Source organism: Streptomyces sp. NTD107, assembly GCF_059510435.1.
On the sequence record NZ_JCAJZV010000001.1, the window covers coordinates 669,881 to 690,020 of the forward strand.

20 protein-coding genes are annotated in these 20,140 nt (G+C 73.1%); 9 read left to right on the plus strand and 11 right to left on the minus strand.

Annotated elements, in window-relative coordinates:
- The first annotated feature begins 33 nt into the window (after positions 1 to 33).
- Positions 34 to 1,011 carry a sugar kinase gene (locus AC5WRL_RS02950; protein WP_496086640.1) on the plus strand — a complete coding sequence of 326 codons (978 nt, stop codon included), beginning with the start codon at positions 34 to 36 and terminating at the stop codon, positions 1,009 to 1,011.
- A 7-nt stretch (positions 1,012 to 1,018) separates the two neighbouring features.
- Here the strand turns inward: AC5WRL_RS02950 and AC5WRL_RS02955 are convergent, their stop codons facing one another.
- Both AC5WRL_RS02955 and AC5WRL_RS02960 read right to left on the minus strand, forming a co-directional pair.
- Positions 1,019 to 2,281 (minus strand): cellulase-like family protein, encoded by a 1,263-nt coding sequence (locus tag AC5WRL_RS02955; protein WP_496086641.1) that lies wholly within the window; start codon positions 2,279 to 2,281, stop codon positions 1,019 to 1,021.
- A gap of 12 nt (positions 2,282 to 2,293) precedes the next feature.
- Positions 2,294 to 4,621, minus strand: a complete 2,328-nt coding sequence (locus AC5WRL_RS02960; RefSeq protein WP_496086642.1) for a beta-galactosidase — start codon at positions 4,619 to 4,621, stop codon at positions 2,294 to 2,296.
- A 148-nt stretch (positions 4,622 to 4,769) separates the two neighbouring features.
- Between AC5WRL_RS02960 and AC5WRL_RS02965 the strand changes: the two genes are divergently transcribed.
- Positions 4,770 to 5,486, plus strand: coding sequence for a FadR/GntR family transcriptional regulator (locus AC5WRL_RS02965; RefSeq protein WP_496086643.1), 717 nt, complete (start codon positions 4,770 to 4,772; stop codon positions 5,484 to 5,486).
- Positions 5,487 to 5,506: 20 nt separating this feature from the next.
- Here the strand turns inward: AC5WRL_RS02965 and mnhG are convergent, their stop codons facing one another.
- The 7 genes from mnhG to AC5WRL_RS03000 form a co-directional block, all read right to left on the minus strand.
- On the minus strand, positions 5,507 to 5,851 hold the full coding sequence (gene mnhG, locus AC5WRL_RS02970) for a monovalent cation/H(+) antiporter subunit G (protein WP_496086644.1): 345 nt from the start codon (positions 5,849 to 5,851) through the stop codon (positions 5,507 to 5,509).
- Positions 5,848 to 6,114 (minus strand): MrpF/PhaF family protein, encoded by a 267-nt coding sequence (locus AC5WRL_RS02975; RefSeq protein ID WP_496086645.1) that lies wholly within the window; start codon positions 6,112 to 6,114, stop codon positions 5,848 to 5,850. The genes mnhG and AC5WRL_RS02975 overlap by 4 nt, the downstream gene beginning before the upstream one ends.
- Positions 6,111 to 6,707, minus strand: coding sequence for a Na+/H+ antiporter subunit E (locus AC5WRL_RS02980; protein WP_496086646.1), 597 nt, complete (start codon positions 6,705 to 6,707; stop codon positions 6,111 to 6,113). The genes AC5WRL_RS02975 and AC5WRL_RS02980 overlap by 4 nt, the downstream gene beginning before the upstream one ends.
- Positions 6,704 to 8,206: a Na+/H+ antiporter subunit D gene (locus tag AC5WRL_RS02985; RefSeq protein ID WP_496086647.1), complete on the minus strand. Its 1,503-nt coding sequence runs from the start codon at positions 8,204 to 8,206 to the stop codon at positions 6,704 to 6,706. Before AC5WRL_RS02985 ends, AC5WRL_RS02980 begins: the two co-directional genes overlap by 4 nt.
- Positions 8,203 to 8,640, minus strand: a complete 438-nt coding sequence (locus tag AC5WRL_RS02990) for a Na(+)/H(+) antiporter subunit C (RefSeq protein ID WP_496086648.1) — start codon at positions 8,638 to 8,640, stop codon at positions 8,203 to 8,205. The genes AC5WRL_RS02985 and AC5WRL_RS02990 overlap by 4 nt, the downstream gene beginning before the upstream one ends.
- The gene (locus AC5WRL_RS02995) at positions 8,637 to 11,516 is read right to left on the minus strand and encodes a Na+/H+ antiporter subunit A (protein WP_496086649.1); all 2,880 of its coding nucleotides are present in this window, start codon (positions 11,514 to 11,516) and stop codon (positions 8,637 to 8,639) included. The genes AC5WRL_RS02990 and AC5WRL_RS02995 overlap by 4 nt, the downstream gene beginning before the upstream one ends.
- Positions 11,517 to 11,661: 145 nt before the next feature.
- Entirely contained in the window at positions 11,662 to 12,975 is a 1,314-nt protein-coding gene (locus AC5WRL_RS03000) for a DUF6236 family protein (RefSeq protein WP_496086650.1), read from the minus strand.
- A 113-nt stretch (positions 12,976 to 13,088) separates the two neighbouring features.
- Here AC5WRL_RS03000 and AC5WRL_RS03005 point away from each other — a divergent pair, with 113 nt between their 5' ends.
- The gene (locus AC5WRL_RS03005; RefSeq protein WP_496086801.1) at positions 13,089 to 13,931 is read left to right on the plus strand and encodes a hypothetical protein; all 843 of its coding nucleotides are present in this window, start codon (positions 13,089 to 13,091) and stop codon (positions 13,929 to 13,931) included.
- Positions 13,932 to 13,939: 8 nt separating this feature from the next.
- On the opposite strand, the gene AC5WRL_RS03010 is transcribed toward AC5WRL_RS03005, so the two are convergent.
- The gene (locus AC5WRL_RS03010; protein ID WP_496086651.1) at positions 13,940 to 14,362 is read right to left on the minus strand and encodes an ArsI/CadI family heavy metal resistance metalloenzyme; all 423 of its coding nucleotides are present in this window, start codon (positions 14,360 to 14,362) and stop codon (positions 13,940 to 13,942) included.
- An 80-nt stretch (positions 14,363 to 14,442) separates the two neighbouring features.
- Between AC5WRL_RS03010 and AC5WRL_RS03015 the strand changes: the two genes are divergently transcribed.
- The 6 genes from AC5WRL_RS03015 to AC5WRL_RS03040 all read left to right on the plus strand — a co-directional run bounded on the left by AC5WRL_RS03015 (position 14,443) and on the right by AC5WRL_RS03040 (position 18,769).
- Positions 14,443 to 14,829, plus strand: coding sequence for an ArsR/SmtB family transcription factor (locus AC5WRL_RS03015; RefSeq protein WP_496086652.1), 387 nt, complete (start codon positions 14,443 to 14,445; stop codon positions 14,827 to 14,829).
- Positions 14,826 to 15,899 carry an ACR3 family arsenite efflux transporter gene (gene arsB / locus AC5WRL_RS03020; RefSeq protein WP_496086653.1) on the plus strand — a complete coding sequence of 358 codons (1,074 nt, stop codon included), beginning with the start codon at positions 14,826 to 14,828 and terminating at the stop codon, positions 15,897 to 15,899. Before AC5WRL_RS03015 ends, arsB begins: the two co-directional genes overlap by 4 nt.
- The gene (locus AC5WRL_RS03025) at positions 15,892 to 16,305 is read left to right on the plus strand and encodes an arsenate reductase ArsC (protein ID WP_496086654.1); all 414 of its coding nucleotides are present in this window, start codon (positions 15,892 to 15,894) and stop codon (positions 16,303 to 16,305) included. The genes arsB and AC5WRL_RS03025 overlap by 8 nt, the downstream gene beginning before the upstream one ends.
- A gap of 95 nt (positions 16,306 to 16,400) precedes the next feature.
- Positions 16,401 to 16,952, plus strand: a complete 552-nt coding sequence (locus tag AC5WRL_RS03030) for a hypothetical protein (RefSeq protein ID WP_496086655.1) — start codon at positions 16,401 to 16,403, stop codon at positions 16,950 to 16,952.
- Between the two features lie 45 nt (positions 16,953 to 16,997).
- A complete protein-coding gene (locus AC5WRL_RS03035; RefSeq protein WP_496086656.1) occupies positions 16,998 to 17,564 on the plus strand; it encodes a hypothetical protein in 567 nt (188 codons plus the stop codon).
- Complete coding sequence (locus AC5WRL_RS03040) at positions 17,561 to 18,769, plus strand: MAB_1171c family putative transporter (protein WP_496086657.1); 1,209 nt, start codon at positions 17,561 to 17,563, stop codon at positions 18,767 to 18,769. Before AC5WRL_RS03035 ends, AC5WRL_RS03040 begins: the two co-directional genes overlap by 4 nt.
- A 2-nt stretch (positions 18,770 to 18,771) precedes the next feature.
- Here AC5WRL_RS03040 and AC5WRL_RS03045 read toward each other — a convergent pair whose 3' ends face one another.
- Positions 18,772 to 20,055, minus strand: coding sequence for a hypothetical protein (locus AC5WRL_RS03045; RefSeq protein WP_496086658.1), 1,284 nt, complete (start codon positions 20,053 to 20,055; stop codon positions 18,772 to 18,774).
- Positions 20,056 to 20,140: the final 85 nt, after the last annotated feature.

The window sequence follows — 20,140 nt, forward strand, 5'->3', positions numbered from 1 at the left end:
GGCCCGCCGCGCCGAGCGACAGGAGCACCCCGCATGAGCCAGTACCCCGGAACAGCCACGCCCGACGTCCTCACCTTCGGCGAGACGATGCTGTCCCTCCAGACCGACGGCCCACTGGCCAACGGAGCCCCGGCCCGTACCGCCGTGGCCGGCGCGGAGTCGAACGTCGCCATCGGAGTGGCCCGCCTCGGCCACCGGGCCGCGTGGGCCGGCCGGCTGGGCGCCGACGAACCGGGCCGGCTGATCCTGCGCACCCTGCGCGGCGAAGGCGTCGACGTGACGCACGCCACCACCGACCCCGACGCGCCCACCGGATCGCTGCTGCGCGAACGCCTGGTGTCCGACGTCACCCGGGTGCACTACTGGCGCGCCGGATCCGCCGCCTCCCGCCAGCGGCCGGAACACCTCACCGCGGCGCTGGCGGCCGGCGCCCGCGTCCTGCATCTCACCGGCATCACCTGCGCGCTCGGCCCGGGCCCCGCCGCCGCCGTGACCGCCGCCGCCGACCACGCCCGGGCGCACGGCTGGACGGTGGTCCTCGACATCAACCACCGGGCCCGGCTGTGGAGCCGGCAGCAGGCGGCGAGCACCCTGCGCCCGCTGCTCGGCTCCCTCGACATCCTGATCGCCTCGGACGACGAACTGCCGCTGATCGCCGGCGACGCCACCACCGGCGGCGAGCCGGACCGGGTGGCGGAGGTCCTGGCCGCCGGGGCCCGCGAGGTGATCGTCACCCGGGGCGGCGCCGGCGCCGACCTGTACGACGCCGAAGGCCACCACCTCCACCAGCCCGCCCACCGGGTCACGGTGGTGGACCCGGTCGGCGCCGGGGACGCCTTCTGCGCCGGCTACCTCTCCGGGCTGCTGGACGGCCTCGCCCCGGCCGACCGGCTCCGCCGGGCCGGTATCACCGGAGCGTTCGCCGTCGCCGGCCGCGGCGACTGGGAGAGCCTGCCGCACCGCGACGAACTTGGCCTCCTCCAGGCCCCGCCCGGCAGCGCCATCCGCTGACGCCGGCTCAGGAGGACAGCAGGGCGTTGCACTCCCGCTGCAACGCGATGTCGGCCCACATCGGGTGCTGCGGTGCCGCGTTGGAGCACACCACCGACCCCCACGCCCCGGCCCGCACCGACTCGGCCACCGCCAGCCGGCACAGGCCCGCGCCCACCGGGCCCTCCTCGAACGTGCCGTACAGCGGGGTGTAGCCGACCCAGCCCTCCCCGAAGACGAACGGGACGCCGGCCGCCGCCGCCCAGTCGGCGGCGGCGGCGATCCAGACGGTCAGCAACTGCTCCATCGCGGCCCGGTGGACGGCGTACCGGTCGTACAGCCAGGCGTCCCAGCGCGCCGGGTCGCACCAGTCGTGGAGGTAGATCTCCCGGGGGCTCAGCACCGTGGCCGCCAGCCGCCCGCGCTCCCCGGCCGGCGGCTGCCACTCCTCCAGGTCGGGCGCGTCCGGCCGCAGGAGTTCACGCCGGGCCCGCTCCTGGGGGAAGGGCCGGGAAGGGTCGCGCAGCGCGAAGGCGTCCAGCAGTTCGTTCAGCACCCCGTAGACATAGGGGTGGAAGACCGCGACATCGATGTCCCGGGGCACGCCGCGCAGCGATCCGACCGGCACCTCCGCGTAGTTGACCGTCACCATCCGGTCCGGGTGCCGGGCCCGGAAGCGTGCCAGGCCGCGTTCCAGCCGCGGGCGCAGCGCCACCACCCGGTCACCCGCCAGGCCGTCGGCGAGAAAACCGGCCTGCACCTCGTTGTGCAACTCGGTGAACGCGATCCGGTCGTCCAGGCCGTCATGGGCGGCCAGGAAGGAGATGAGATCGGCGAGCGCGTCGGCCAGGGCCACCGGGCGCCGCTCGGGGTCGACCGCCATCAAGGCGTCGAACCAGGCGCGATCGCGGGCGAAGGACGCCGACTGCTGATACTCCCAGCTGGACAGGATGACAAAACAGTCGTGCCGCCTGGCCGCCTCGAACAGCGCCAGCAGCCGGGCACGGCCATCGATCTCGGTGTCGGCGCGCACGTCGTACCAGCGCACCCGCCGGCCGTACCCGCCACCCAGCGGCCCCAGACGCAGCCGGCCGGTGTCCAGGCCGGAGCCGAAGAGCAGATACGGCATCGCGCAGATCCGGACGGTGTTGTAGCCGCGCTCCACCGCCTCGGCGAAGGCGCGGTCCAGATCGGCGAACGGCTCGCCGGGGCCGGTACGGGTGTACCAGCTGAAGTCCCACAGCGTGATCCGCAGAGCATCGGGAAGATGATCGGGCCGGGCGATCGGCATGGTCGGGACCTCTCAGGAGAACGGCAGGGTGATCCGGTGGACGGGAAGCAGCTCGGCACGGTCCACCGAGGCCCGGCCGCGCGCGGCGGCCAGCCCGGCGCGCGCCGACGGATCGACGTACACCGCGCTGTCCGGGGGAGCCGGCAGCACCCGGAGTTCGACGCCGTGCGCCACCACCCCGTCCGCGAACCGGCGCAGGCCGATCTCCCAGTCGGGGCCGTACCAGAAGTGATCCGCCACCAGCCGGCCGCCGACATAGGCGCGCGCCGCATCACCGGTGTACGACAGCCGCAGCAGCACCTCCCCCTCGCCTTCGAGCACCTCCGCCGGGATGTCGACGCGATGGACGGCCGCCGCGTCGAAGTCCGCGTCGCGCGGGGCCGAGGCCCGGTGGTGCGGCCCGCCGGTGCGGGCGGGCGGCGCCACGGCGTTGGCCCGTACGCACTCGACCACGGCCGGCCGTACCCCGCCGGCCGTGGTCGGGGTGAGGGTCCACCGGGCGAAGCTCCCCCCGCCGTCCGGGGTGAGCACCGCGAGCGGGACCTCCCGGCGCGTGGTGTGCAGCCGCAGCTCGGCGCCGTCGGCCAGCACCGGCTCCGGGCACAGCACCAGCCGGTCCGTGCCGCCGACGGGGACCCGCTGCGCCGTCAGGGCCTGCTCCTCGGAGAGCACCAGCAGCCGGACCGGCCCGCCCGGGCCGGTCACCGACACCAGCGCCCCGTGGCCCGGCTCGGGCACACTCACCACCACCGATCCCGGCGAGCGCTCCACGGTCACGGGCCCCGACACCTCGCACCCGGCCGGCAGCGCGAACTGCGCGGTGATGCCCGCGGTCGCCGCGAACACCGCCACCGGCACCCCGTCCAGGTCGAGCCGGGTCACCGGCTGCGCGCTGGCCCACTCCACCCGCAGCCCGTGGCCCGCGTCATAGCCGAGCGGCCACACGAAGTGCGCGCCCGAAGGGATCGTCACCTCCTGGGCGGGCAGGGTGATCACCCGCTCGCCGGACCGCACCCGGAAACGTACCCCGTGCCGGTCCGGCAGCGGCTCGTGCGGCTGATGGTTGTTCACGAACACAAAGCCCCGCCGGTCATCGGCGCGCACCGACCAGCGCAGTGACGTCACGTCGTCCAGCCCGGCCGGGCCGGAGTCGGGCAGGTGCAGCGGCAGGTCCGCCAGGTCCTTACCGCTGTCCCGGATCAGCAGATGCTGCAACCGCAGCGCGTGGAAGGACGGCCGGACCTGCCCGTACTCCCCCAGCGGCGCCTGGAAGTCGTAACTGATGACCGGCAGGTCGTTGGGGTAACCGGTGGCGTGCGACTCCTGATTGGGCAGCGCCCCGCCCTGCCACTGCGAGCCGCCGTGGTACAGGTAGTAGCCCTGCCACACCGAGCCCGAGCCGAGCTTGGTCAGCGCCAGTGCGGAGACGTCGGCGGCCGGCACCAGGGGCCGCCGGTGGTAGGCGATCGCCATGCCGCCGCCCAGCTCACAGGTCGCGTACGGGTGGCGCCGGTCGTCGGGCCCGGTGCCGGCCGGGGCGGTGGAGCGCAGGTCGGCACCGATCGCGTGGTCGTCGCGGATCGGGGTGAAGAAGTAGTGCCGCCGCATCCCACGGGCCCAGCCCGGGTGGGCGTCCTCCCAGAACGCCTCGGGGTACCCGCCGTACAGCGGAAGCAGCACCTGCGGGGGAAGGTCGGCGGCCCCCCAGGCCGTCGCCGTCCACAGCGGCGCGCTGATGCCCACCCGCTCGGCCAGGGCGCGCAGCGTGCGCAGATGGGCCGGCTGGTCGTACAGCTCGTTCTCCACCTGGACGGCCACCACCGGGCCGCCGTCGTCGTGGGACAGCCCGCGCAACTCCTGGGCGATCCGCGCGTAGTAGCGCTCGACGAGCGCGAGATAGCGGGGGTCGTCGGTGCGCGGGACGCAGTCCGTGTCCGCAAGCCAGTCGGGGAAGCCGCCACCCCGGCATTCGCCGTGCGACCACGGCCCGATGCGCACGGCCGCGTGCAGCCCGAGTTCGGCGCAGTACGCAAGGAAGCGCCGCAGGTCGAGGTCGCCGTCGAAGCGCAGGGTGCCGCGCTCCTCCTCGTGCTGGTTCCAGAAGAGATACGTGGCCACGATGTCGATCCCGCCGGCCCGCATCTTCAGCAACTCCTCGCGCCAGGTGGCGGCGGGAGCACGGCTGAAGTGGAACTCGCCCATCACCGGCAGCCACGGCCCGGCGCCGCGCAGCAGCCTGCGGCTGTCGGCCGCCACCGGCACCAAGGTGCCCGCCCGGCTGCCCATCGGCAGCCGGTCCGGCGGCGGTCCGGGGCGGTCGTGGAGGTGCAGCGTCAGCATGACCGGTAACTCCTGCGGGGCGGGCGGCGGCCGGGGAAGTGGGTTCATCGTCGGGGCAGCCCGCACCCCTGTCAAGATGTATTCATAAATAATGCCCAGCGATAGACTGCGGTGCTCACCACCCCACCTCCACCCCGAGGAGAACCGCATGGCGTCCTACTCCGGCCGTGGCGTGCACGGACAGGTCGTCCACCGACTGGGCGCCCGCATCGTGGGAGGTGAGATCGCCGAGGGCGAGATACTCGACATCGGCGCCCTGGGCGCCGAATGGGACGTCAGCCTGACCGTCCTGCGCGAAGCGCTCAAGGTGCTGGCCGGCAAGGGACTGACCGACGCCCGGCAGAAACGCGGCACCTACGTGCGAGCACGCACCCACTGGAACCTGCTGGACGCCGACGTGATCCGCTGGCGCATGGAGACCGGGGACGGCACCCAACTGCTGCGCGATCTCGCCGATGTGCGCTCCATCGTCGAACCCGCCGCCGCACACCGCGCGGCCCTGCACCGCACCGACGCCGACCTCACCGACCTCACCACCGCCCTCGACGCCATGGGGAGGGCACAGCGGTACGCCGACGCGGCCGAAGCGGACGTGGCCTTCCACCGGGCGCTGCTCGCCGCCACCGGCAACGAGATGCTGCGCAGAATGGACCTGCTGCTGGAACCCGGCCTGCGCGAACGCGACCACAGGGTCCACGCGCACGCCGACGCCGCCGATCCCGTCCCCAGCCACCGCGCGGTACTCGACGCCGTACGGGACAAGGACCCCGCCCGAGCCGAGTCCGCGATGCTGGAACTGCTGGCCAAATCGGCCGAGGACCACGCCCACCTCACCCACCCCGACAACGGCCCGCCCCACCACTGAACCCGCACCCCGCGCGGCGATCACCGACGGGGCGGCTCCAGCCGCTCGGCCAGTTCGTCGACCGTCAGCCGCTCCCGCGCCACCGCGTCCGTACGGTAGGCGATCCGCGCCACCACATGGCCCGTCACCGGGGCGGTGACCAGCGTGAACACCCCGATCAGCAGCAGCGAGGGGGCACTGGGCCCCACCTGGTGCACCGCCGCACCCACCAGCACCAGCAGCAGCCCCAGCGTCTGCGCCTTCGCCGCCGCGTGCAGCCGCGCGAGGGTGTCGGGGAACCGCACCACCCCCACCCCCGCCAGCAGCGAGAACACCGCCCCGCCCAGCATCAGCACCGACCCCACGATCTCCCGCGCCCCGGTCACCGCATGTCCTCCCGTCGCTCCACCAGGCGGGCCGCCGCGATCGTCCCGATGAACCCGAGCAGTGCCACCACCACCAGCACATAACCGCTGACCCGGTCGCCCCGGATCACCGTGCCCAGCACCGTCCCGGAGATGATCAGGGTGACCAGCGTGTCCAGGGCCACGATCCGGTCCAGCGCGGCCGGACCGCGCACCAGACGCGCCGTCACCAGCAGCGCGGCGGCACAGATGAGGGCCAGCGCGATCGCGGCCACCGTCGTCATGGGGAACGCTCCTTGTCATGGGCGGCGGACAGCGCCAGCAACCGCCGCTCGATCCGGGCGACCGCCGCCCTGCGGCCCGCCGCGTCGGCGGCACCGCGCAGCGGCAGCGCGTGCACGTACAGCAACCGGCGCTCCCGGTCCACCTCCAGCACCAGCGACCCGGGCGCCATCAGGGTCAGCAGCGCGATCGTCGCGATCTGCGCGTCGGTGCCGGCCCGCAGCCGCACCTCGACGATGCCGGCCGGCGCCGGCGGCCCGCGCCGTACCGCCTGCCGCGCGACCAGCACCGAGGAGACCACCAGATCCCACAGCAGATAGCCGGCCAGGGCCACCAGACCGGCCAGCCCCGACAGCCGGGGCAGCGCCCACCGGCGCCCCGCCGAGCGCGGCGGCAGCGCGAACGCGGCCCGCACCCCCACCGCCACCACGACACCGGCGAGCAGCGTCGGGACACCGAACCTCCCCCACAGCACCGCCCACAGCAGTGTCAGCCACAGCACCGCTGGCACGTGCCGCCACGGCCGCCGCCGGACCCCGCGCCGCGGCGTGCCGCGCGCCCCGCCCTCCCGCGCGTCCCCGGGATCCGCCCTCATCCGGGACCACCTCCCAGTACCGCGTCCCGATAGCCGTCCCGATCCACCAGATCCCGGGCCGCCGCCTCACTGATGTCGCCCAACAGGCCCGCGCCGACCGCGATCGCCACGCCCAGCGCCACAATGCCCACCGTCGACGCCAGCATCAGCACCCCGCCCGCCTCCCGCCTCGGCACCGGACGGTCAGGACCCGCCGAGAACACCGCCCGCCACACCCGGGTCATCGCGTACAGCGTCAGCAGACTGGTCACCAGCGCCGCCGCCACCAGCGCGCTCACCGCCCAGCCGCCCCGCGCCCCGCCCGCCTGCAACAGCACGAACTTCGCCACGAAACCGGAGGTCGGCGGGATACCCGCCAGCGCCAGCGCCGGCAGCATGAACAGCCCCGCGACCACCGGCGGCGGCGGCGCCCGGTGCGCCAGCGCGGCCAGCGACGACGTGCCGGACAGCCGCACCACGATGCCCGACACCAGGAACAGCCCGGCCTGCACCACGATGTGATGCGCCGTGTACAGCACCGTGCCGGTCAGCCCGGCGACATCCGACAGCGCGAGACCGAACAGCATGAACCCGATGTGACTGACCAGCACGAACGACAGCAGCCGGTTCATGTCGTCCTGCGCGATGGCGCCGAGCACCCCGGTGAGCAGCGTCAGCACCGCGACCACCGCGAGCAGCACCCACACCTCCTCGCGCGGGAACATGAGGGTCTGGGTGCGCACCATCGCGTAGATGCCGACCTTGGTCAGCAGCGCCGCGAAGATCGCCGTGATGGGCGCCGGGGCGGTCGGATAGCTGTCCGGCAGCCAGAAGTGCAGCGGCACCATCGCCGCCTTGATGCCGAACACCACCAGCAGCAGCACACTCAAGGTGGCCGCCACCCCCTCCGGCGCCGCACCCATCCGCACGCTCAGATCGGCCAGATTGACGGTCCCGGTCGCCGCGTAGCACAGCGCGATCGCGGTGAGGAACAGCAGCGAGGAGGTGAGGCTGGTGATGGTGTACGTCATCCCGGCCCGGATCCGCCCCGAGCCGACCCCCAGGGTCAGCAGCACATAGGACGCGGTCAGCATCATCTCGAAGGCCACGAACAGGTTGAACAGATCGCCGGCCAGGAACGCCATCCCCACCCCGGCCGTCAGCAGCAGATAAGCGGGATGGAACGCGATGGGGGAGGACTGGCCGAAGTCCGCGTTGCCCTGGCCGATCGCGAAGACCAGCACCGCCAGCGCCACCGCGAGCGACACCGTCAGCAGCAGCGCCGAGAGCCGGTCGGCGACCAGCGCGATGCCCAGCGGCGCCGGCCAGCCGCCCATCGAGGCGGCCTGGGTTCCGTCGCGCTGCGCCAGCACCAGCAGGACCACGGCGTCGGTCAGGGTCAGCGTCAGCACGCCCACCCCGAGGAGTTGTTGGGTGAGCCGGCTTCCCGACAGCGCGAACGACAGCGCGGCGACCAGGACGGGCAGCAGCACCGGCGCCACCAGCAGCCAGGCCGTCACGGCCGCTCCCCCCGTTCCCCGGGCGCGGCCCCCGCACCGGCGGAGCCCGCGGCGGCTCGGGCCTCCGCGCGGTCGTGCACCGTACCGATCCGGCGGTCCTCCACGTCGTCACGGACCTCGTCGTGCCCGTCCAACTGCCAGGCCCGGTGCACCAGCGCCAGCAGCAGCGTCGTGATGCCGAACGTGATGACGATCGCCGTCAGCGCCATCGCCTGCGGCAGCGGATCCGCCAGCCGCCCGGCGTCCCCGTGACCGCCCGTCACCGGCGGCGCGGCCGGGGCGCCGCCGGTCAGCATGAGCAGCAGATTCGCCGCGTGCCCCAGCACGATGACGCCCAGCAGAATCCGCATCAGGGACCGGTCGAGGAGCAGGAAGAACCCCGTCGCGAACAGACCGCCCACCACCGCGGCCATCACCAGGTCCAGCGTCGTCATGTCACCGCCCTCCTCCGGCCGGGACCCCCGTAGGGGGCCAGGGTGTCGCCGGCGTCGCGCACCCGGTCCAGCGCGTACAGCAGCTTCAGGCACACGCCCAGCACCAGCAGATACACCCCCAGGTCGAAGAAGACATTGGTCGCCAGATGCAGCGAGCCGAGCACCGGCACATGGGCGTGCAACTGGGCGCTGGACAGCGGCGTTCCGCCGGCCGCCAGCGGTGCGAGGGAGGTGACCGCCGCCAGCACGAGCCCGGCACCGGCCACCGCGCGCGGGGTCACCGGCAGCGGGAACGCCGCCTCGGCCGACCGCCCCGCCAGATAGCGCAGCACGAACGCCTGACCGGCCACCAGCCCGCCGGCGAACCCGCCGCCCGGCCGGCTGTGCCCGGCGAACAGCAGATACACCGACAGCACCAGCACCGCGGGGAACAGCACCCGCACCACCACCTCCAGCAGCAGCGAACGCTCCCGGTGCGGAAGATCCAGCGCCTCCGGCAGCCACATCTCGCGCGGCACGTCCCAGTGCGCCTCACCGAACCGCGCCGACCGGCGCAGCCGTTCGTCCGGCCGCCGCCGGCCGCCCACCGGCCGGCCGCGCCCCGGTCCCCGGCGGCCCAGCAGCGCCGCCGCCCCGATGACCGTCACCAGCAGCACGCTGATCTCTCCCAGGGTGTCCAGCGCGCGGAAGTCGACCAGCAGGGCGTTCACCGCGTTGTACGCACCGGTCTCCGGCGCCCGCTCCAGGATCTCGCGCGGCAGATCGAGCGACCGCCGTGCCGCCGTCGCCGACACCGCGAGCGCCGCGACACACACCCCGGCCAGCGTCGCCACCACCACCCGGAACCACACGGTCCGCCGCTCGGTGCGCTGCGGCGAGAAGTCGGCCGGCAGCCGCCGCAGCACCAGCACCACCGCCACCACCGTCAAGGTCTCCACCAGGAACTGGGTGAGCGCCAGATCCGGCGCGCCCTGCACCAGGAACAGACCCGCCACCCCGTACCCGATCGCACCGACCAGCAGCACCGCCGTCAGCCGCCGGCCGGTGATCACCAGCGCCACCGCCGCGGCCAGCACCACCGCCGCCAGCGGCAGCTGCACCGCCGAGTGCCAGGCCGTCATGTCCGGCAGCGGCGGCCGGTGCCACAGCAGCATCGTGCCCGGCACCGCGATCACCGTCAGCAGCAGCACCGCCAGATACACCGGCAGCGAACCCACCTGGGTGTGCCGGGTGAACCACACCGCCAGCCGGCCCAGCCCAGCCACCGTGCCGTCGTAACCGCGCTGGCCGTCCGGCAGCGACGGCAGCCGGACCCGCACCCGCTCCACCCCGCGCCGCCCCACATGCAGCAGCACCCCCGTGACCACCATCGCCGCCGACAGCAGCAGCGGACCGCTGATCCCGTGCCACAGCGTCACGTGGTACGGCCCCGCCGGATCCGGCACCAGCTGCGCGGAACGCGCGTACGGCACGGTCAGATCGGCGGTGACCCGGAACCACACCCCCAGCAGCAGCGAGGCCGCCGCCAGCACGCACACCGGCAGCACCAGCACCACCGGCACCCGGCCCAGCGCCGTACGCGGCACCCCCGGCTTGACGGCGAACGCGCCCCACACAAACCGCGCGCAGTACGCCACCGTCAGCGCCGACCCCAGCGCCAGCCCGGCCACCGCCCACCCACGGCCCGCGAACTCCGCATGCCACAGCGCCTCGTACGCCGCCTCCTTGCCGAGATAGCCCACCAGCGGCGGCAGCCCCGCCATCGACGCCACCGACAGCACCGCCGCGCCGCACACCACCGGCAGCCCCCGGCCCACCCCCGACAGCCGGTGCAGCTCCCGGGTGCCCGCCGCCCGCTCCAGCACCCCCACCGTCAAAAACAGCGCCGACTTGAAACAGGCGTGCGCCAGCAGCATCTCCTCACCCGCCAGCATCGCCGTCTGCCCGCCCGCGCCCAGCAGCGCCGTCAGCATCCCCAGCTCACTGACCGTCCCATAGGCCAGCAGCAGCTTCAGATCGGTCTGCCGCATCGCCCGCCACGCGCCCAGCACCATCGTCAGCAGACCGATCGCCAGCACCGCCGGCTGCCAGGGCTGCACCTCGAACAGCGCCGGGGTGAGCCGGGCCACCAGATACACCCCGGCCTTGACCATCGCCGCCGCGTGCAGATAAGCACTGATCGGGGTCGGCGCCACCATGGCCGCCGGCAGCCAGGCCGACAGCGGCAGCTGCGCCGACTTCGCGAACGCCCCGCACAGCACCAGCACCACGGCCACCGTCAGGGCGCCGGACGGGGGCGGCGGATCGGCGACGAGCTGCGAGATGCGGTACGTGCCCGCCGCCCGGCCCAGCAGGATGAAGCCGAACAGCATCGCCAGCCCGCCGCCCGCCGTCGTCAGCAGCGCCTGCTCGGCCGCCTTACGGTTCGCCACCCCCTGGCCCCGGCCCGCGATCAGCAGGAACGAGATCACCGAGGTGAGCTCCCAGAAGATGTACAGGGCGATCAGATGATCGGCCGTCACCAGCCCGAACATCGCCCCGGCGAACCCCACCAGCAGCCCGGCCTCCCGGCCCCCGGCGGCGAAGTACCCCGAGCCGTACACCAGGACCAGCGCCCCCACCCCACTGATCACGAACACCATCAGCAGCGAGAGGCTGTCCAGGCGCAGCACCAGCTCAAGATTCAGTCCAGTGGCCCACGACAGGGTCTCCTGCGGCACCTCCCCGTCCAGCACCCGGCCGCTCCACAGCGCCGCCCACACCACCGCCGCCAGCGGCACCAGCACCGCCAGCAGCCAGGCGGCGCCCCGGTGCCGTCCCGCCAGCAGCGGCAGCACCAGGGCCACCAGCGCATGCAGGCCCAGCAGCGTCAGCACAGCGCTCCTTCCCACGGCACCCGGTGTCGGACAACCCGTCACGATCATGGGGTCCCGGCCCGCTCACCCCCCGAAGCACCCGATCGGTCGCGTGTCGCACCGGCGCCGCCTCCGGCCGCGGCCTCCCGCTCGCCCTGCCCGCCGCTCAGGCGGGCCGGCGACGCCGCCCGGGGTCGGCCCGGCGGATGGCGGAGCGGATCCGCGCGACGGTGTCCGAGGGGCCGAGTTCGTGGCGGAGATTCAGCAGATAGCCGGCCGGGTGGCCGGCGACGATCTGCCTCCGCCGGCCGAGCGCGCTGCTCGACGCCCCGACGAGACACCCCGCGACCACCCCCGCACCGGTGACGACGGAGGGCAGCTGCACCGAGCCGGCCAGCACCCCGAGCGCCGCCGGCGGAGCGAGGGTCTGAAGACTCAGGACGGCCCGCACGGGCTCCAGACCGAGCCGGCCCAGCTCACGCTCCATCCGCGCGATGGGCTGCGCGACATGCCGCTCGACATGGTTGCGCAGCCTGGCCGCCCGTACCTCGGGGTCCGGCACCTGACTGATCTCGACGAAGTCCGGGGTGAGCGAGTCGAGGAAGGCGCGGTACGTCATGAGTTCCGGCAGCAGTCTTCGGCGGGCCTCGATGATCCGCTCGACCGGCAGCCGCGCCAGATTCCGGGGCAGCACCGTCTGGAGGGCCAGCACCGCGAACACCTGGCTGTGGTCCGTGGGATCCTCCGGCGCCGCCGCGCTCTCCTCGTCGTCGGCGAGCAGGATCCGGGCCATGGCCTCGACCGTCCACCCCGACGCGACGGAGCACATGGGCGGCTGATCGGTGATCGGGGTCATCCCGTTCTCCCGCGCGACAGCGTTCGCGAGGACCGCCAGATACACCCGCGCCAGCCTGCGGTGCATCAGGAAGTCGGCATCGTGGCGCACCGCACCGTCCGACGCCCGGCGCCAGCGGTATTCCCGATGCATCAGCAATCCGGCCCGCTGGAGCCGGTCCCGCAACGCGTAGGACACCTTGGCCGGATGCACTTTCTCCAACCGGGCATCCAGCGGCGGCCGACCCTCGTGCACGCCGTACCCACGGGGGGGTTCATAGCCGAGCGCCGGGGCCCCGTACCGGGGTACGAGTTCCTCCTGATGCCGGTCGAGGAAATCGAGAAACAGCAGCTGCGCCTGGTCCTCGGTCTCCAGATGCCGGAGCCGGAAAGCGCGTTCCGGATCCGCGCGGGCCAGCATCTGTTCGTCCACCAGCGTGCCGTGGGGGTGGCCTCCCCGACCCGGCCGCACCTCCACGATGAAGCCGAGCTCGTCCCGCAGCCGTCCGACGGTGTCGGAGTCGCGCAGGTCGGTGTAGTCGTACGGGTGGATGCGTCCCAGCTGCGGCCAGTGCAGCGCGGCGGCCTTGACCCAGGCATCGTCGGGCAGATTGACGTACGGGAAATAGAGGGCAACGTCGCTCATGGGCCCCACCCTGCCCCGGGTCACCGCCCCGGCGGTAGCCCTGTCGACCCGTCGCTCTCCGCTCCCCGGATCGCGGGCCTTTCCTGCCTAGAGTCCCTGTCGTGGTCCTCGGGATGATCTGCGCGCTCGGCTGCGCCGTCTGCTACGGCACGGCTTCCGTCCTCCAAGCCATGGCCGCCCGTGGTGCCGTCCCCGGCACCGGCTCGGGCGTGGACGCGGCCCTGCTGCTGCGGGCGCTGCGCCAGTGGCGCTATCTGCTGGGGTTGTCGCTGGACGGCACGGGCTTCGTCCTCCAGATCGTGGCGCTGCGCACGCTGCCGATCTACGCGGTGGGGGCGGCGCTCGCGGCGAGCCTCGCGGTGACGGCGGTGGTCGCGGCGCGGCTGCTGCCGGTGCGGCTGGGGCGTGCCGAGTGGGGGGCGGTTGCCGCGGTCTGCGCCGGGCTGGCGCTGCTGGGGCCGGCCTCCGGTGCGGAGGGCGACGAAGTGGGGTCGGACGCGCTGCGCTGGTCGATGCTCGGCGCGGCGGCCGGGGTTCTCGCCGTCGGTGCGGCGGCGGGACGTCTGCGGGGGAAACCGCGGGCCCTGGCACTGGGCCTGGGCTCCGGCTTCGGGTTCGGTGTGGTGGAGGTCTCGGTGCGGCTCATCGACTCGGTCGCGCTCGCGGGTCTGGTCACCAACCCGGCGCTGTACGCGCTGCTGCTGGGCGGCGGGGCGGCGTTCCTGCTGCTGACCTCGGCCCTGCACCGCGGCTCGGTGACCGCCGCGACCGGCGGCATGGTCATCGGCGAGACCATCGGCCCGGCCCTGATCGGGGTCGTCTGGCTCGGCGACCGCACCCGCGAGGGGCTGGCCCCGCTGGCGATCGCGGGCTTCGCCGTCGCCGTCGCGGGTGCCCTGGCCCTGGCCCGCTTCGGTGAACCCCCGGCGCCGCCGGGGGAATCCCCGGCGGCGTGACGGCCGCGTCAACCGCCGCAGGCACAGCCCTCGGCGGCCGGTGCGGGGCTCTTGCCCATCCGGTCGGCGTCGGCCTTGACGACGTAGACCTCCCACGGCTCCTGGCCGGGGCCGTGGACCCACACCTTGTCCTGGAGGGCGTAGCAGCAGGAGGTGTCGTTCTCCTCGAACGTCGCGAGCCCGGCGTCGCGGAGCCGGTGGGTGGCGGCGGTGACCTCTTCGGTGGTGTCGACCTCGACGCCGAGGTGGTCCAGGCGGGTGTGTTGGCCCGGCTCCCCCTCGATGAGAACGAGCTTGAGCGGCGGGGTGGTGATGGCGAAGTTCGCGTAGCCGGGGCGCCGCTTGGCCGGCTCGACGCCGAACAGCTTGGTGTAGAAGGCGATGGAGGCTTCGAGGTCGGCGACGTTGAGCGCGAGCTGGGCACGGGACATGACGGTCTCCCCGATCTTCTTGCATTGATGTCTGTCGATTCAAGGTTGCGCCTTGGATCGAAAAACGTCAACATAGAAGCATGTCGAAACAAGAGCTTGTGGTGCTCGGCCAGGGCGACGGCGCCGCCGGCGGCGACGACGGATGCTGTCCCGCCCTGCTGACCGCCCCGTTGGACGAGGCGCAGGCCGCCGAGCTGGCCAGGGTGTTCAAGGCGCTCGGCGACCCCGTGCGGCTGCGGCTGCTGTCCATGATCGCCTCGCGGGACGGCGGTGAGGTCTGCGTCTGCGACCTCACCCCGGCGTTCGAGCTGTCGCAGCCGACCATCTCCCACCACCTCAAGCTGCTGAAGCAGGCCGGTCTCATCGACTCCGAACGGCGCGGCACATGGGTGTACTACCGCCTGCTGCCACAGATGACCGACCGCCTGGCCACGGTTCTCACCCGCCCCGCCGGCCCGGCCCGGTGAGCACCGACACCGCCGTCACCGTGGCGCCGGGGCGACTGCCCCTCCCGGACCGGCTCCTCGCCCTGTGGATCCTGCTCGCGATGGCCGCCGGCCTCGGCCTGGGCCGGCTCCTCCCCGGGGTGGGGGACACGCTCGCCGAGATCACCGTCACCGGGGTCTCCCTGCCGATCGCGCTCGGCCTGCTCGTGATGATGTACCCGGTACTGGCCAAGGTCCGCTACGACCGCCTGGACACCGTCACCCGCGACCGGCGCCTGCTCATCCCCTCCCTGGCCCTGAACTGGATCGCCGGTCCCGCGCTGATGTTCGCGCTGGCCTGGATCTTCCTGCCGGACCTGCCCGAGTACCGCACCGGGCTGATCATCGTCGGTCTCGCCCGCTGCATCGCGATGGTCATCATCTGGAACGACCTCGCCGGCGGCGACCGCGAGGCCGCCGCCGTCCTGGTCGCGCTGAACTCGGCGTTCCAGGTGATCGCGTTCGCCGCCCTGGCCTGGTTCTACCTCAGCGTGCTGCCCGGCCGGCTCGGCCTGGAACAGGCCACCCTGGACGTGTCGTTGTGGGAGATCGCCCGCTCCGTGCTCATCTTCCTGGGCATCCCCCTGCTCGCCGGGTACCTCACCCGCCGCATCGGCGAGCGGGCCAAGGGCCGTGCCTGGTACGAGACCCGGCTGATCCCGCGCATCGGCCCGTTCGCCCTGTACGGGCTGCTGTTCACCATCGTGGTCCTCTTCGCCCTCCAGGGCGACGCCATCACCGCCAAGCCCCTGGACGTCGCCCGGATCGCCCTGCCGCTGCTGGTGTACTTCGTGGTGATGTGGGCCGGCTCCCTGGCCGTGGGCCGCGCGGTCGGCCTCGATCACCCGAGGGCGACAACACTGGCGTTCACCGCCGCCGGCAACAACTTCGAACTCGCCATCGCGGTGGCCATCGCGACCTTCGGCGCCACCTCGGGGCAGGCCCTGGCCGGAGTGGTCGGCCCGCTCATCGAGGTCCCGGTCCTCCTGGGCCTGGTCCATGTCGCCCTGTCCGCCCGCCGTTTCTTTCCCGAAGGGTCCGCCCGTGTCTGAGCCCAAGCCGTCCGTCCTGTTCGTGTGCGTCCACAACGCGGGCCGCTCGCAGATGGGAGCCGCGTTCCTCACCCACCTCTCCCGGGGCCGGGTCGAGGCCCGCTCCGCCGGGTCGGTACCGGCCGACGCCGTGCACCCGGTCGCCGTGCGGGCGATGGCGGAGCGCGGCATCGACATGTCCGCCGAGACACCGAAGGTGCTGACCGTCGACGCCGTGCGGGCGTCCGACGTGGTGATCACCATGGGCTGCGGCGACGCCTGTCCCGTCTTTCCCGGCAAGCGGTACCTCGACTGGACGCTGGAGGACCCGGCCGGTCAGGACATCGAGGCGGTCCGCCCGATCCGCGACGAGATCGAGCGCCGCATCCGCCTCCTGCTCACCGAACTCCTCCCCGAGCGCCCCTGATCCGGCCCCGGCCCGCCGTGGCCGGAATCGGCGGGCGCGATCGTGTCCGATACTGGGTCGACCGGCGAGCGGCGGCGGGTGGAGGGGTGATGGACATGCGTGGGCACAGTGGCGAGGACGAGGCGGAGCCGGAGACGGAGGAGCGGCCGTCCGACCCGGAGGGGGAGCGGCTGGGGCAGCGGATCGAGTTCCTGTTCACGTACGTGCAACCGCTGGGGCGCCGGTACACCTTGAACGAGGTGGTGGACGGCATCCGCGACTCGGCGGGGCCGAGGGATTCCAAGATCTCGGTCGGGCGGCTGTGGACGCTGCTCAAGGGGCGGGCCGGAAACCCCACGGTGGGGACCCTGCGCGCACTGGGGGACTTCTTCGGCGTCCCGCAGGCGTACTTCATCGACGACGAGGTGGCGGACCGGGTCGCCGCACAGCTGGCGCTGATCGCGGCGATGCGGGCCAACGACGTACGGTCGGTGGCGCTGCGGGCCGCCGCCGTGGCGACGATGTCGGCGCACGGCGTCGACGCGGTCCGCTCTCTGGTCGAACGCAGCGGCGCGCTGGAGGCCGGGGCCGGGGCCGGGGCCGGGGCCGAGGCCGAGACGGGTGGCAAGGGGACCGGGGCGACGGACCCCACCGGGCCGCTCGTTTAAGATCCGCTCGGTGACGGGGGAACTGTTGCTGATACGGGAGCGCGTATGGAGGGCCGGGAGTGGCGCCGGTTCAAGGCTCGCTGTGACGATCTGATCGGTCGGCTGGCCGTCCCCGGGCCGTTCACGATCGAGGCCCTGGCCGAGTCCGTGGCCCGGCGGCGCGGACGGCCGCTGCGGCTGATTCCGCTGCCCAGGACCGACGCCGCCGGATCGGGGATCTGCGGGGTGTGGATCGCCCTCGGCGACGCCGATCACGTGTACTACTCGGTGGTGACCAGCCCTGTCCACCAGGCGCACATCGTGCTGCACGAGCTGGCCCACATCCTGCTGGAACACCGCCAGGACGGCGAACCGGACCACGCGAGCCTGGGCCGGCTCTTCCCCGACCTCGACCCTGCGATGGCCGCCCGGCTGCTGGCCCGTGACCGCACCCGGAGCACCACGGACCAGGAACAGGAGGCCGAACTGCTGGCCTCCTTGATGTGGCAGCACTTCGACAGCCACCCGGTCATCCGGCCGGGTTCCTCCCACCAGTCGGCCGACACCCTCTCCCTGGTGATGTGCACCTTCGCCGACGCCTACGAGTGGAAGGGGCCGATCGAGGCCGTATGAGGCTGTACGAGATGGCCGTGCTGCCGCTGCTGTGGTTCCTCGCCCCGTACGGGCTGGGCAGATGGCGGTCCGCGCCGCGCCGCAACCGGATGCTGCTGGTGGTGTGGGCCTGCTTCACGGTCTCGGTCACGCTGGGCACCCCGGCGGTGCGGCGGGTGGTCGACGCGCTGATCGGCGTGAACAGCGTCACCAATCTGCCGGTGCATCTGCTGGGGATGGCCGGCACGACGGCCGTGGTGGAATTCGTCCGGGAGATGACGGGGCGGGCGGACGGGCGGCTGTCGCGGTGGAACCTGGCCGCGCTGGCGGCCGGATCGGCCGCCGTCGCCGCCGCGTTCGCGGTGATGCCCCGACCGCACGGCGACATCGATCTGCTGACCTACAGCCAGAGCTCGGTGGCGGGATACCTCTACTGGGCCTTGCTGACCGGATACACCGCGCTCGGTCTGGCGGCGGCGGCGCGCATCTGCTGGATCGACCGGAAGTGCGCCATGCCGGGCCCGGTCCGCACCTCGCTGTGGCTGATGCGGACCGCCACCCTGCTCGGCGCGGCCTATCTGCTCCATCGCTTCGCCTATGTGACCGCGCATTACGCCCGGATGTCCCTGCCGACCTCGGCCGTCGTCGCCGGCACCACCCAGGTGTTGCTGGCGCTCACCCTGCTGCTCTTCGCGCTCGGCGTCACCTGGCCGGCGCTCGCCGACTACCGGCGCAAGCGGGCGGCCGTCCGGCAGGCCGACCGGATCGCCCCGCTGTGGCGGCGATTGCAGGCCGCGATGCCGGGAGTGGTGCTGCCGCTGCCGCAGGAACTGCGGCGCAAGAACCCCCGGCTTCGGCTGTACCGGTATGTGATCGAGATCCGCGACAGCGCGCTCGCGGTGGAGGCGCACCTCGGCGCCGGCCATCCGCCCGCCGCCGAGGCCGCGTTGCGGGCGGCCGGCATCGACGGCGCCCGACTGGCCCCGGCCGTCGAGGCGGTGCTGCTGCGGTACGCCCTCGCGGCTCAACTGGCGGGTCGGGAGGCGGTGCACGGCGGCCGGCCGGAGGTCCGGGACCCGCTGGACCTGGACGCCGAGATCCGCTGGTTCGAACAGGTCGCGGCGGTCTGGGAGCTGCCCGCGGTGGTGGCCGCCGCCGCCCAACTGGCCACGTTCGGCGTGCCGGTGAGTGGCACGCCGAACGATGGTGGTGGATCCGGCCGCTGAGATCAGCCCTTGGCGTCCCAGTTGCCGGCGACGGGGATGTCGCCGGTGGTGCCCCACTTGATGACCTTGGTCTTGCCGTCGTCGAGTCGGAGGTGGAACTCGCTGGTGGAGGGGCGGTAGATGCCGATGTTGCCGGCGTGGCCGCCGTCCCAGTTGGCGGAGACGGGGCGGTCGCCGGTGGTGCCGTACTTGATGACGGTGGTCTTGCCGTCGTCCATGCGGAGGTGGAACTCGCTGGTGGAGGGCCGGTAGATGCCGACGTTGTCGGCGTGGCCGCCGTCCCAGTTCCCGGAGATCGGCACGTCGCCGGTGGTGCCGTACTTGATGACGGTGGTCTTGCCGTCGTCCATGCGGAGGTGGAACTCTCCGGTGGAGGGCCGGTAGATGCCGACGTTGCCGGCGTGCCCGCCGTCCCAGTTGGCCGAGACGGGGATGTCGCCGGTGGTGCCGTACTTGAGTTCGATCAGGCCGCCGTCGTCCTTGCGCAGGTGGAAGGTGCTGGTGGAGGGGCGGTAGATGCCGACGTTCTCCAGGTGGCCGCCGTCCCAGTTGCCCGACACCGGGATGTCGCCGGTGGTGCCCCACTTGATCGTCTTGAGGCTGCCGTCGTCGTTGCGCAGGTGGAAGGTGCTGGTGGAGGGCCGGTAGATCCCGACATTGTCCGGACCCGGGTCGACGGGAGGGGTGACCCACAGCGCGTCCACGATCCGCTGGCCGTCGGCGGCCTGGACCTGGTACCGGTCCGGGTAGGCGGATCGCTGGACCGCCTGGCAGACCTCGCCGATCGGCCGGGTCTGCCAGTTCGAGACATTGAGCAGCGCGTTGAGGAAGGCGTTGGTCGCCCAGGTCGGGTTCATGCGCTGGTCGAAGGAACCCCAGCTGGCCCGCTGCTGGAACAGACCCACGCTGTCGTGGTCCTCCATGTTGGGGTTGTTGCGCAGGGTGGTCTCGACGATCGAGGTGGTCACGGCGAGCACGGCGGCGCGCTGCGGAAGGCCGCGGTCCTGGACGGCCTTGACGATCGCCCGGGCACAGGACACCCGGTACGCCGTCAGGTAGTTGCGCAGGGTTCCGGTCAGGCTGCCGCTGAGCCGGCTCGCGATGGTGGAGTCCGAGGCCAGGATCGTCCCGCAGGAGTAGTCGGGGGCGGCGAGGGCGAAGGCCGTCGGGTTGGAGAGGTCGAACTCGTCGTCGGCCTGGGCGGCGGGCGCGGCGCTCAGGAGCGCGGCGGCGATGGCCGTGACGGTGACGGCGGAGGCAAGACGATGACGCGCGGTGCGGTTCACAGGGGGGTTCTCGGCTTCCGGTCGGATGACAATGGGGTGGGTGCCCCGGTGGCGTGGCGGGGGAGGCCACGCCACCGGGAGATCG